Below are 12,577 nucleotides of genomic sequence, written 5' to 3'. Positions count from 1 at the left end.
AGACTGTGTTGACCACGTCGTGACATCCGATTCCGTCGGATGCCGCTTTCACCGACAGCACTCGAGGGAGCGCCCCTTGCGCGACATCATCATCATCGGGTCCGGCCCGGCCGGGTTCACCGCCGCCATCTACGCCGCGCGCGCCGAGCTCAAACCGCTGCTCATCGCGAGCTCCGTCGAGATCGGCGGCGAGCTCATGAACACAACCGAGGTCGAGAACTTCCCCGGCTTCCCCGAGGCCGTCATGGGGCCCGACCTCATGACCAAGATGCAGGAGCAGGCCGAGAAGTTCGGCACCGAGATCGTCTACGACGATGTCGTGGAACTCGAGCTCGACGGTCCGGTCAAGCGCGTGAAGCTCGGCAACGGCGGGGTCGAAGAGGCGCGTGCCATCGTCTACGCGACGGGCTCGGCCTACCGCAAGCTCGGGCTGCCCGAGGAGGCGACCCTGTCGGGTCACGGTCTCTCGTGGTGCGCGACGTGCGACGGCTTCTTCTTCCGTCAGAAGACGATCGCGGTGGTCGGCGGCGGCGACTCGGCGATGGAGGAGGCGACGTTCCTCACCCGCTTCGCCGACAAGGTCTACGTGATCCACCGCCGCGACTCGCTCAAGGCCTCCAAGATCATGCAACAGCGCGCCTTCGACAACGAGAAGATCGAGTTCATCTGGAACGCCGAGATCGCGGCCATCCACGGCACCGAGGCGGTCACGGGCGTGAGCCTGCGCGACACGGTCACCGGCGAGCTCCGCGCGCTCGACCTCGACGGGCTCTTCGTCGCGATCGGCAACGACCCGCGCACGCACCTCGTGCACGGCAAGCTCGAGCTGACCCCGGAGGGCACGATCGCCGTCGACGGTCGCTCCTCGCGCACCTCGGTGCCGGGCGTCTTCGCCGCGGGCGACGTCATCGACCCCCACTACCGCCAGGCCGTCACGGCCGCCGGCTCGGGCACCGTCGCGGCGCTCGACGCCGAGCACTACCTCGCGGCGCTCGACGACGCGGCCGAGGAGCCCGCCCCAGTGGCGGAGCTCGCGACCGTCGCCGAGTAGCGACACCGATTCATCCGGTTTCCGCGCGGTTTTCGCGGATTCACCAGGCGTTTCACCGAAGGAGAGAATGCAATGTCCGCACGTGCAGTGACCGAGGCCACCTTCCAGGCCGAGGTGCTCGAGAACGACAAGCCCGTCATCGTCGACTTCTGGGCCGAATGGTGCGGCCCGTGCCGCGCGGTCAGCCCGATCCTCGACCAGATCGCGACCGAGCACGCCGACAAGATCGACATCGTCAAGCTCAACGTCGACGAGAACCCGCAGCTCGCCATGAAGTACCAGATCACCGCCATCCCGGCGTTCAAGGTCTTCAAGCAGGGCGAGGTCGTGCAGAGCTTCGTCGGCGCCAAGCCCAAGCCGGCCCTCGAGGCCGACCTCGCCGCCTACATCCAGTAGCCGGCATCCTCGAACGACCCAAGGACCCGCCCGGCACCAGCCGGGCGGGTCCTTGGCGTTCCGCCCGGCGACCGCGTCACGCGGTCTTCGAGGCGACGCACCGATGACTAGCATGAGAACCCTGAACAGAACGGATGGCACGTGAGCACTGACGGCGTCCCCGAGCGGACTGGCAACAACCTCGACCCCTGGTATGCGAACTACGCCGAGCGAGCCGCCGGCTTCGCCGCCTCCGAGGTTCGAGCTCTGTTCGCCGTCGCGTCGCGGCCCGAGGTGGTCTCGCTCGCCGGCGGCATGCCGTTCGTCTCGGCGCTCCCGCAGGACCTCATCACCTCGTCGATGGACCGGGTCATGCGCGAGCAGGGCCCGACCGCGCTGCAGTACGGCGGGGGAGCGGGCATTCCGGCGCTTCGCGAGCACATCCTCGACGTCATGTCGCTGGAGGGCATCCGCGGCGCCTCGGTCGACGATGTCGTGACTTCGACCGGCTCGCAGCAGGCGCTCGACTTCGTCGCGAAGCTCTTCCTCGATCCGGGCGACGTCGTGCTCGCCGAAGCGCCCTCCTATGTCGGCGCGCTCGGGGTCTTCCGCTCGTACCAGGCCTCAGTCGTGCATGTCGCGACCGACGACGACGGGCTCATCCCCGAGGCGCTGCGCGAGACGATCGGCTTCCTGCGCAGCCAGGGCCGGCGGATCAAGTTCCTCTACACGATCCCGAACTTCCACAACCCGGCCGGCGTCACACTCTCGGCCGAGCGCCGCCCCGAGATCCTCGAGATCTGCCGGCAGAACGAGATCCTCGTGCTCGAGGACAACCCGTACGGGCTGCTGCACTTCGACGAGCCCGCGCCCAACGCCCTGCGCTCGATGGACCCCGAGGGTGTCATCTACCTCGGCTCCTTCTCGAAGACGCTGGCCCCCGGGTTCCGCGTCGGCTGGGCGCTCGCCCCGCACGCGATCCGCGAGAAGCTCATCCTCGCGGCCGAGTCGGCGGTGCTCTCGCCGTCGTCCTTCAGCCAACTCGTCGTCGCGGAGTACCTGTCCACCGCCGATTGGCGCGGGCAGATCGACACCTTCCGCGGCGTCTACCGCGAACGCAAGGACGCGATGATCGAGGCGCTGGGGGAGTACCTGCCGCAGCTGCGCTGGACCAACCCGAACGGCGGCTTCTACGTCTGGGTCACCATGCCCGACGTGCTCGACTCGAAACAGATGCTGCCTCGGGCCGTGCGAGAACTCGTGGCGTACACCCCGGGCACGGCCTTCTTCGCCGACGGTCGGGGACGACACGCGATGCGCCTGTCCTACTGCTATCCCACGCCCGAGGCGATCCGGCTCGGCATCCGCCGGCTCGCGACCGTCATCAACGGCGAGCTTGATCTGCTCGACACCTTCGCCGGTACCGGCACACTGCAGCTCCCCGCCAAGCCGGGGATCGAGTCGGCCCCGCCGAGCGACCTCAAGTAGCCCGTAACCCCGTCATCCGGTTGCATGGCGGCCGACGCAAGCGAACAGTCAGATCCGAACGGAGAAACCCCAGATCATGAGCGAATCCGGAGCCCTCACCGTGGTCGTCCTCGCCGGCGGCATCTCCCATGAGCGCGACGTCTCGCTGCGCTCGGGCCGACGCGTCGCCGACGCGTTGACGGCTGCGGGCCACCGTGTGGTCCTGCGTGACCCGGATGCCTCGCTGCTCCCGTACCTCGCGGAGCACCGCCCCGACGCCGTGTTCCCGGCGCTGCACGGGTCGAGCGGGGAGGATGGCGCGCTCCTCGAGCTGCTGTCGGCGCTCGGCATCCCGACCGTCGGTTCCACGGCGGAAGCCGCCCGACTCGCCTGGTCGAAGCCGGCCGCAAGCTCGATCGTGCAGGCCGCCGGCCTGCCGGTGCCCGAGTCGATCGTGCTCTCGCACGAGTCCTTCCGCGAGCTCGGTGCGGCGAGCGTGCTCGAGGTCATCCGGCAGGCGCTGCCCGGCGAGCTCGTCGTGAAGCCCGCCTCGGGCGGATCGGCGCAGGGTGTGACGGTCGTCACCGATCCCGACGGACTGCCACGGGCCATGGTCGAGGCGTTCACCTACGCGGACGTCGCGATCGTCGAGCGGCGGGTCGTCGGCACCGAGCTTGCGGTCTCGATCGTCGACACGGGGGAAGGCCCCCGTGCGCTGCCGCCGGTGGAGATCGTGCCGACGGCGGGCGTCTACAGCTTCGATGCGCGGTACAACGCGGGGGAGACCACCTTCTTCGTCCCGGCTCGGCTCTCGCCGGAGGTGCTGGGCGAGGTCGAGGCAGTCGCGATCCGCGCGCACCTCGAGCTCGGGCTGCGGGATGTCTCCCGCGTCGACTTGATCGTGGATGCCTCGGGCACGCCCTGGTTCCTCGAGGCGAATGTGCTGCCCGGCCTCACCGAGACGTCGCTCCTCCCGCTCGCCGCCGAGGCGGCGGGGATCGAGACCTCGGAGCTGTACTCGGAGCTCGTGCGCGCGGCGATCACGCGCGGCTGAGCTTCGGGGCCGGTGGCTCGGTCTCGACGACTCAGGCTCGACGGTCGGTGTTGGCCGCTCGGTCCCGACGGCCCGGTCCCGACGGCTCGGTCTCGACGCCTCGGTGTCAACCGCCCGGTCTCGACGCCTCGGTGTCAACCGCCCGGTCTCGACGCCTCGGTGTCGACCGCCCGGTCTCGACGCCTCGGTGTCGGCCACTCGCTCGACCGCTCGGTCTTCCCGGGCGCAGAACGGCCCGGTTCCGCTTCCGGAACCGGGCCGTTTCAGTTCGTCAGGAGCGATTCTGCGCTCCGAATCAGCCGAGCGAGATCCGCGTTTCTCGGCCGCTCGATTTCAGACGCCTTCGAGCTCCTCGCCGAGATCGGTGAGAATCCTTCGCAGGTCCTGAACGGTCGCAAAATCGATGCTGATCTGGCCCTTTCGCGCCCCGAGAGCGATCTTGACTCGCGTGTTCAGACGGTCACCGAGCCGCACAGCGAGGTCGTCGAGGAACTCTTGGCGCTTGCCGGCGGCGGGCTTCACCCGATTCGGCTTCGGCGCCGACGCGGCGATCGCTTCCGCCTGCCGCACCGAGAGGTCTTCGTTGACGATCTTGTCGGCGAGCTTCTGCATCGACTCAGCGTCGGGCATCGCGAGAATCGCGCGAGCGTGGCCGGCGCTCAGCACCCCAGCCGCAACACGGAGCTGCACCGCTTCGGGCAGCTTCAGGAGGCGAAGAGTGTTCGAGATCTGCGGGCGCGACCGGCCGATGCGGCTCGCGAGCTCCTCCTGCGTGATGGAGAAGTCGGCGAGGAGCTGCTGGTACGCCGACGCTTCTTCGAGCGGATTCAGCTGCGAGCGGTGCAGGTTCTCGAGCAGCGCGTCACGGAGCATCGCGTCGTCAGCGGTGTCCTTGACCACGGCGGGGATGGTGTCGAGACCGGCCGCCTTGGTGGCGCGCAGTCGACGTTCTCCCATGACGAGCTCGTACTTGCCCGCCTCGCTCGGGTGAGGACGCACCACGATGGGCTGCAACACCCCGAATTCGCGGATACTGTGCACGAGTTCTGCGAGGTCTTCAGGGTCGAAGACGCTGCGCGGCTGATTCGCGTTGGGGACGATTGTGCTGGGGTCGAGCCGAGCGAGTCGGGCGCCCGGAACCGTGAGCAGTCCCTCGGCGGAGGCGGCTTGCTCGACCGCCGCGACAGCAGTTGCGGTCGCGGTCTCGGAGGAGTCGGGGAAGAAGACATCGACCGGACGATTCGCCTTCGGACTGTCGTCGCCGGTGGGAATCAGGGCGCCGATTCCTCGGCCGAGACCCGTACGCTTGCTGGCCATCAGTGTTGCTCCTTGCTCGGCTCGCCGTTCTTGGCGGCACCCCGCTTCGCGATCTCCGCCGCGGCCTCCCGATAGGAGAGCGAACCGGTCGACCCGAAGTCGTAACTGATCACGCTCTGACCGTAGCTCGGGGCTTCGGAGACGCGGACCGATCGGGGGATGATCGTCTGCAGAGTCTGGGTGGGGAAGTGGTTGCGCACCTCCTGTGCGACCTGCTGCGCCAGGTTGGTGCGGGAGTCGTACATGGTGAGCAGGATGGTGGAGAGTCGGAGCTCCGGGTTCAGGTGCTTTTCGATGAGCTCGATGTTGCTCAACAGCTGAGACAGGCCTTCCAGCGCGTAGTACTCGCACTGGATCGGGATCAGCACCTCTCGCGCTGCGACGAACGCGTTGATGGTAAGAAGCCCGAGCGACGGCGGGCAGTCGATGAAGACGTAGTCGTACGGCCGCTCCATCGAGGCGAGGTGAGTGTCGAGCGCGCGGCGCAGACGCTGTTCGCGCGCGACGAGCGAAACGAGCTCGATCTCGGCGCCGGCAAGGTGAATCGTCGCCGGGACGCAGTCGAGCATTTCGTGCTCAGTCGACGGGCGGATGACTTCACCGAGCGCGAGATCCGACACCAGCACCTCATAGACGCTTCGTTCTTCGGAACGGTGGTCCACACCGAGCGCGGTCGAAGCGTTGCCCTGCGGGTCCAGGTCGATCACGAGCACTTTCGCGCCGGATCGTGCGAGCGCTGCGGCAAGGTTGACGGCAGTCGTCGTCTTGCCGACGCCGCCCTTCTGATTCGAGATCGTGAGCACCCGGGTCTTCGGGGGGAGGGGGAGTACCGCCTCTTCGAGTGCGATCCGACGGCGGGTTTCGTCGGCCAATGCGTCAGCCAGGGGAGTTCCTCCAGGGATGATCGACGTTTCACGTGAAACATCGGGCGTGGTGATGAGGTCTTCGGTCGGCTCGTCGGCGGAGCCGGGGGCCAACGGTGAGGCGTGGACCGCGTCCACGACGCCGCGCTCCGCGGCGTCTGAGCCTCCAGGCGCCGCTGGGGCAGACGGGTTCTCACTCTGCGATGCATCGGGAACCGGCGCCGGCCCGAGACTGCGGTCGAGCGCCCCCGAAATCGCGATGCGGAGCTGTTCCGTGTTCGTCGATGGCTGGTGCGGCGCGCTGCTCTCCGCGTCGACCTGGCCGAGCCCGCCGCTGTGCGCAGGGGTCTCGGGTCGCGCAGACGTCTCGCTGCCGACGGCAGGAACCTCAGCGGGGTTCGGTGCAGCCACGGCCGGGGGAGTGGAGCTGATGAGGGCGTCGTCAGCTACGGCGTCACTCACGCGTGCGGCAGAGGCGCCACGGGCGGGCGGGCGAACATCGTCGTCGACACGCGATCCGCCAGTCGGCGACCCGGAACTCAACTCTGCGGAACGGGGCTGCAGGGACTCGACGGTATCGACTGCGGCATCTCCCACGATCTCGCGGATGATCTCTTCCAGGAGCGGATCAGCCGAGCGTGCGGACTGAGGCGCACTTGGTGAGACCGCCGTGTCGTCGGCCAGTGCGGCTGCGGTCGCTGCATCCCAGTCGACGCGGGCGGGATGACGAGGGGCATCCGCCGCGCTTTGGCTCACTGGCAGCCGCGTCTCGTCGGCTGGGTGCACCGCGGAGGCCGATCCAATGGAGTGCGCCGAACCCTGTTCCGGCTCATCGTTGGTAGTCGCCATCGGGACGCTCGGCGCATCACGATCGTCCGCGGAACTGGCCGCGCGGTCGCCACTGAGCTGATCCGAATCAAGACCCGCTTCATGCACCTCATCGGCGTGGGTACGGCGGCGGAACCACCCTCGACCCCCGCTCTGTGCCATGTGGTGAGACTCCCGAGACCTCGAAACGAAATGCCACGCAGTTGCGCGAGAGACATCTCGCGAGTGACCTCCACAAGCCTAACCGTCAGCACCAGCAGCAGCTATGCGGGGGCGACGATTCTGTGGGCACATTGTGGGAATCAGCGCTGTGCGCGGAGGAGCGATGCTATCCGGCACGTCATGTTTCACGTGAAACGCGGTGCGGCGCGGTGTGGCTGGGTCCGCGATCGGACGGGCGTGGCCGCAGTTGCACGAGCGATTCGCCCTCGGCTTGGATCAGCGCGCGCATAGCTCTTGGGCACCGAGGGCTCGCCTACTTCAGCAGCACTGGGGGAGGGGCGACTGGAAGTCGGTGCTCAGTGATGATCTCTGTCCTACAGCCGCGAGTGACACTCGCTATGACGAACCCGCGTGCCGGGCGAGACGCATACAAATGTCCGTCGCTGCGCGGGTACGGGCCGCGTACGCGCGGCCAGCGCACGAGGTGCGGGAAGAGCGCGCCTTCCGCGGTCACCATAGATCGCCCGGTGTCAGGCGCGGAACCTCGCATCGTTTCACGTGAAACATGACGATAGGGCGAGTTCGCAACGCCTCTCCGTGACTTCAGCCAACGAACCGCCGCTCGCTGAGGCGGCCTCGCGGCTTGTGCGTCAGGGCGACCACAGGCGGCCGACCCAAGAGCACATCGAACGGTAGGTGCGGGATCAGGACGAGTTCGATCGGCTCAGTGTTTCACGTGAAACTTCGGCATTCCGCTAGTAGGGTCGCACGTTGGAAGCCTCACAGGCTTCGCGAGGTCTGCCACGAGGAGCTGGGTCCCTGGCCGAGCGCGGCGCGGCTTCCGTGGGAGACCGTCGCACTCACCGGCTGTTGGAGATTGATGCGCGTCGGCAACATGATCCGCGAAGCCGCGCAGTTGAGCCCCAACGGATGGGGGAGTGCGCGTGTAGTCGGAACCCGCGCGCGGTAGCTCTCCACGGCCGCGCCAACCTCGACAGCTGCGGAACTCCGAACGGGTCGAGCTGGCGACCGCCGCCACACTGACCGCAGGCCACGCGGTCAGCCAGAAGGAGCCCCGCCCGAACTCTAGACGACTGACACCATCCATCACGGCCTACGCCCGACTCGCGCCAGCAACGCCAACCCTCCGAACTCGTACGATCGCGCGTAGAGGATGGCGAGTTAGCGTCAGGCCCGTTCGCCGTATGAGGCGACCTCCATCAGCTCGAGACGAGAACGAGCATGCTCAGCATGCATTCGCCTCGTGCCACTGCGGGCGCACAGGCCGAAGGCGGGCTGAGAATCCTGTCCGTGGACGTCGCATTGAGCGCAGCCGATCTCGCAGAACGACGTTGCACCGCCTATCCGCCCGTTCTGTCGAACGCGCGTTGTGGCCCGTCGGGCACCGGGGGAGTCTGCGCTGTACGACGGCATCCGAAGGATCCGTCCGCGGAGCCCAATGAGGCTGTGGACATCGAGAGGTCCGAAGACTCCGCCAAGTCCGAGGAGACCGTGGACTCGTACGGACCCGAGGCGTTTGACGCGTCCGACTGCCCCCGAGGAGCCAACACCCATCCAGATGTCACCCGCACACACGCCAACTGCGGGAGATGCTCGCTTCGGTCTCTCGCACATCGCGCGGCAAGAAGGGCGAAGGCTGACCCCTCGCATATCCCGTCTCGGACTTCGGAGCGACCGCCGAGCTGTCCAGTTGGTGTGCGCCGCGGGGGTCGCGATAAGGCGATGTTTCACGTGAAACGCGCTGCCAGCGCGAGCAGATGGACCTCGCACCATTCTCACCACCCGGGGCGTAGTTGCCTTCGCCTGGCCGGCATCCACGAGCCATACGTGATCCGATCCACCGATTGGCTTCGATGTGGGAGGGAGCGATGGCGGCGACGCCGGGAGAGCCCAGAAGCTTCAAAGATCGGTAGCATCGCGCGAGCCCGCCGCGCGGGACCCACCGAACCACGGGATCGCTCCGCACGCTGCGACGGTACGTAGGAACACCGCAAACCCAAGCCCAAGCCCAAGCCCAAGCCCAAGCCCAAGCGTGCCTCAGCCGGCGGCGACCGTCGCGCGGAACACGCGCGTCACTTCGCGCTCGTCGACCTTGCCCTCGCCGAGCACGATGACCTCTGCGTCAAGAAGGCGGAACTTGCGCATCGCCTTCTCGGCGCCCGCGATCTCCTGCTCGACACTCGCGCCCTTCATCAGCACGAGTTCACCCCCCGGCTTCAGCAGAGGAGCGGTGATGGGAATCAGCGTGCGCAGTGCGCTCACGGCTCGCGCAGTCACCTGATCCAGGGCGCCCTTGAGCTTCGCGTCTTCGGCTCGCGCCCGCATCACTGAGACGTTCGCCAGCTCAAGCTCAGCCGCCTGCTGCTCGAGCCACGCCACGCGACGCTCCATGGGCTCGATCAGCGTGAATGAAACATCCGGTCGCGCGATCGCGAGCACCAACCCGGGGAGTCCGGCTCCCGAGCCGACATCTCCCACGTGGCCAGGCCGCAGCAAGGGTGCGACGAGACCGCTGTTGATGATGTGGCGGGTCCACAGGCGCGGCAACTCGAGCGGCCCGATCAGGCCCAGCTCCTCGCCGTGCTTCGCGAGCGCCGCCGTGAAGGCGCGAGCTTTCGGCAGCGTGTCGCCGAACAGCTCAGCCGCGAACGCGGGTTCAGGCTCGAGGTTCTCGGTCATCGTTTCACGTGAAACATCCGCCACGGCGGCGATCAGCCGACGCGCGTGATGACCGTGTGCCGGTCGGCGCCCTCACCGCGCGACGCCGAGTGCAGGCCACGCTCGGCCACGAGGTCGTGCACCAGCTTGCGCTCATACGACGACATCGGAGGCAGCGCAGCCTCGGCGGCACCACCGTCGATGCGCTCGGCAGCACGCGAGACCAGCGCCGCGAGCTCCGTGCGACGCGCGTCACGCGAGCCGCCGATGTCAAGGATGAGGCGCGAGAACGCGCCGGTCCGACTCTGCACCGCAAGGCGAGTCAGCTCCTGCAGCGCATTGACCGTGTCTGGCTTCGACAGCAGCTCGAGGTTCGCGCCGTCACCGGCGTTGACCGAGACGTAGGCGCGGCCGTTGCGGGCGTCGATGTCGATGTCACCATCGAGATCGCAGATGTCGAGCAGCTCCTCGATGTAGTCGGCCGCGATGTCGCCCTCTTCCTCGATCTGCGAGAGGGTGCGTTCCTCGGTGTCCTGCTTCACGTCGGTCATGTCGGTCACTTTCCGCCCTGCTTCTTGGCGCGCGACTTGCCCATGGGCTGCTGGCGCTGCGTGGTCTTCGGCTTCGCCTCGTCCTCAGCCTCAACGGCGGGGGAGTCCGGGGCGACGAGCTTGCCCTTCTTGGCGAGACGCGCCTCGCGGGCCTTCGCCGCCTCGCTACCGGGGGTGGGCATGTTACGGATGACGACGAACTGCTGGCCCATCGTCCAGAAGTTCGAGACGAGCCAGTAGAACATGACGCCGAGCGGGAAGGCCACACCCGAGAAGGCGAACACGAGGGGGAGCAGGTACAGCAGGATGCGCTGCTGACGGAACATGGGGCTCGCCTTGGTCTCCGGCGACATGTTCTTCGAGACGATCTGCAGCTGCGTGATGAACTGCGAGGCGGTCATCAGCACGATCATCGTGAGCGCGATGAGCATCACCGAGAGGCTGAACAGCTGGCCGGCCGTCATGTGGTTCCACTCGCCGATGAAGGTCGACTTCAGGGGCGCGCCGAAGAACTCGGCGTTCGCGAAGGAGTTCGCGAGCTGCTGCGTGAACAGGCCGACGCCCGCCTTGTCGTGCTGCGCGTCGTTCAGCACCGAGAACAGGCCGAAGAAGATCGGCATCTGCAGCAGGAGGGGGAGGCACGACGAGAGGGGGTTGGTGCCCGTGCGCTTGTAGAGGTCCATGGTCTCGCGCGACATGGCCTCGCGCGAGAACTGGTCCTTCTTGCCCTTGTACTTGTCCTGGATCTTCTTGAGCTGCGGCGCCACCTCGAGCATGCGGCGCTGGCTCTTGATCTGCTTGACGAAGATCGGGATGAGCGCGGCACGGACGACGATGACCAGGCCGACGATCGACAGCACCCAGGTGACCCCGGCGTCGGGGTCCATGCCGATGGTGGTCCACAGCCAATGGAACGCCACGAGAATCAGCTCGATGGCCCACTTGATGGGCCATAGGAGCGTGCCGATGAGATCCAAGGATCAGTCCTTCCGGGACGGGATGGGGGAGGAGGTCGCGAGCACGGGCGCGCCGAGCGGCGCGGGCGTGCGGAGAACTGAAGCGGGCGACGACGCCGGACGAGCCGGTGCGGCCTCGTCCCGACGAAGGTGCTCGCTCAGGTGAGCCTGTCGAGCCGCTTCTGCAGCGGCCTCGGCCTTGGGGAACATGCCCGCGGGGACGACCCAGCCGAAGCTGGTGATCCGATCGCGGTCGTGGCGAGCCGCCCGCACGTCGTCGATGCCGCCGGCGGACCACGGGTTGCACCGGAGAATGCGCCACGCGGTCAGGGCCGAGCCCACGATCAGCCCGCGCTGCTGCACCGAGCCGAGACCGTACGCCGAGCACGAGGGGTAGTAGCGGCAGACGTCGCCGTAGAGGGGCGAGATCAGTGCGCGGTAGCCGCGGAGCAGCAGAACCCCGGCGTTGCGGGGGAGCAGCAGCACGAATCGCGCAAGGTTTCGCATGTCACACGTCTCGAGAGGAAGCGGATGCCTGGGCGGCGACGCGGCGGCCCCGGCGCTCGAACGCCGAGAAGACCTCCGCGCGCAACGACGCCCAATCGGCGTCGGCTGCGGTCGGGAGCGCTCGCACCACCATGTCTACGCCGACGGCACCGCTGTCGACGAGCTCGGAGCACGCGGCCTTGAGGCGGCGTCTCACGAGATTGCGTCGCACGGCGGTGCCGACCTTCTTCGAGACGATGAAGCCGAAGCGTGCGGCCGATCCCGGTTCACCCGATCGCAGATAGCTCACGGTGTTGGGGCCGACCGCCTTCGCTCCACGGCGCACGACGACTCGATAGTCATCGGCGCTCGTGAGGCGATTGGCTTTGGCGAGCACCGGAAGAACTACGCGGAGAGCTCGGTGCGGCCCTTGCGACGACGAGCGGCCAGGATGGCGCGGCCGGCACGGGTGCGCATGCGCAGACGGAAGCCGTGCTTCTTGGCACGACGACGGTTGTTGGGCTGGAAGGTACGCTTGCTCATTCTTCTCTCCGGCTGTCGGACTCTCCTCGCGGCGCGTCAACGGTGCGTCTGCGGGAAAACTGGGTGCCCAAAGGGCGGCGGTCAACCTATTAAAACTACGGCCTCGGCGCGGCGGGGTCAAACCGACCACGACCGAGACCTTCGGCGATCGAACCACACAGTATCCCGCCATCCTGCGCGAGCGCTGTGGATCGACACGCCAGGCGCGTCGAATCCCGCTCGCGGCATTTGTCGGCGGCACATCC

At 67.6% G+C, this 12,577-nt stretch carries 11 protein-coding genes and 1 pseudogene; 4 read left to right on the top strand and 8 right to left on the bottom strand.

Annotation, left to right across the window (positions count from 1 at the left end; translation table 11 throughout):
- Positions 1–76 precede the first annotated feature (76 nt).
- The 4 genes from trxB (at position 77) to QSJ60_RS01815 (ending at position 3,947) form a co-directional block, all read left to right on the top strand.
- Entirely contained in the window at positions 77–1,051 is a 975-nt protein-coding gene (trxB, locus tag QSJ60_RS01830; protein WP_285462302.1) for a thioredoxin-disulfide reductase, read from the top strand.
- Positions 1,052–1,123: 72 nt separating this feature from the next.
- Positions 1,124–1,447: a thioredoxin gene (gene trxA / locus QSJ60_RS01825; protein WP_189083981.1), complete on the top strand. Its 324-nt coding sequence runs from the start codon at positions 1,124–1,126 to the stop codon at positions 1,445–1,447.
- 141 nt (positions 1,448–1,588) lie between these two features.
- Positions 1,589–2,914 carry an aminotransferase-like domain-containing protein gene (locus QSJ60_RS01820; protein ID WP_230765163.1) on the top strand — a complete coding sequence of 442 codons (1,326 nt, stop codon included), beginning with the start codon at positions 1,589–1,591 and terminating at the stop codon, positions 2,912–2,914.
- Between the two features lie 76 nt (positions 2,915–2,990).
- Complete coding sequence (locus QSJ60_RS01815) at positions 2,991–3,947, top strand: D-alanine--D-alanine ligase family protein (protein WP_285462301.1); 957 nt, start codon at positions 2,991–2,993, stop codon at positions 3,945–3,947.
- Positions 3,948–4,280: 333 nt separating this feature from the next.
- Here QSJ60_RS01815 and QSJ60_RS01810 read toward each other — a convergent pair whose 3' ends face one another.
- From QSJ60_RS01810 to rpmH, 8 genes and pseudogenes are all read right to left on the bottom strand, one after another.
- Positions 4,281–5,264, bottom strand: coding sequence for a ParB/RepB/Spo0J family partition protein (locus QSJ60_RS01810; RefSeq protein WP_230765159.1), 984 nt, complete (start codon positions 5,262–5,264; stop codon positions 4,281–4,283).
- Positions 5,264–6,202, bottom strand: a complete 939-nt coding sequence (locus QSJ60_RS01805; protein WP_271202658.1) for a ParA family protein — start codon at positions 6,200–6,202, stop codon at positions 5,264–5,266. Before QSJ60_RS01805 ends, QSJ60_RS01810 begins: the two co-directional genes overlap by 1 nt.
- 2,973 nt (positions 6,203–9,175) lie before the next feature.
- On the bottom strand, positions 9,176–9,817 hold the full coding sequence (gene rsmG / locus QSJ60_RS01800) for a 16S rRNA (guanine(527)-N(7))-methyltransferase RsmG (RefSeq protein WP_285462299.1): 642 nt from the start codon (positions 9,815–9,817) through the stop codon (positions 9,176–9,178).
- A gap of 32 nt (positions 9,818–9,849) precedes the next feature.
- Positions 9,850–10,347, bottom strand: coding sequence for a Jag family protein (locus QSJ60_RS01795; RefSeq protein ID WP_189083976.1), 498 nt, complete (start codon positions 10,345–10,347; stop codon positions 9,850–9,852).
- A gap of 5 nt (positions 10,348–10,352) precedes the next feature.
- Positions 10,353–11,324 carry a membrane protein insertase YidC gene (gene yidC, locus QSJ60_RS01790; protein ID WP_285462298.1) on the bottom strand — a complete coding sequence of 324 codons (972 nt, stop codon included), beginning with the start codon at positions 11,322–11,324 and terminating at the stop codon, positions 10,353–10,355.
- Positions 11,325–11,519: 195 nt separating this feature from the next.
- A pseudogene (yidD, locus tag QSJ60_RS01785) lies at positions 11,520–11,810 on the bottom strand (membrane protein insertion efficiency factor YidD); the annotation flags it as partial.
- Between the two features lies 1 nt (position 11,811).
- Positions 11,812–12,186, bottom strand: coding sequence for a ribonuclease P protein component (gene rnpA, locus QSJ60_RS01780; RefSeq protein WP_285462297.1), 375 nt, complete (start codon positions 12,184–12,186; stop codon positions 11,812–11,814).
- Between the two features lie 8 nt (positions 12,187–12,194).
- Positions 12,195–12,332, bottom strand: a complete 138-nt coding sequence (rpmH, locus tag QSJ60_RS01775) for a 50S ribosomal protein L34 (RefSeq protein ID WP_021010601.1) — start codon at positions 12,330–12,332, stop codon at positions 12,195–12,197.
- Between the last annotated feature and the right edge of the window lie 245 nt (positions 12,333–12,577).

It is taken from the genome of Agromyces sp. NBRC 114283 (genome assembly GCF_030268405.1).
Taxonomy (GTDB): domain Bacteria; phylum Actinomycetota; class Actinomycetes; order Actinomycetales; family Microbacteriaceae; genus Agromyces; species Agromyces mediolanus.
The sequence above is the reverse complement of the archived record's forward strand: the minus strand, read 5'-3'. Positions and strand labels throughout refer to the sequence as shown.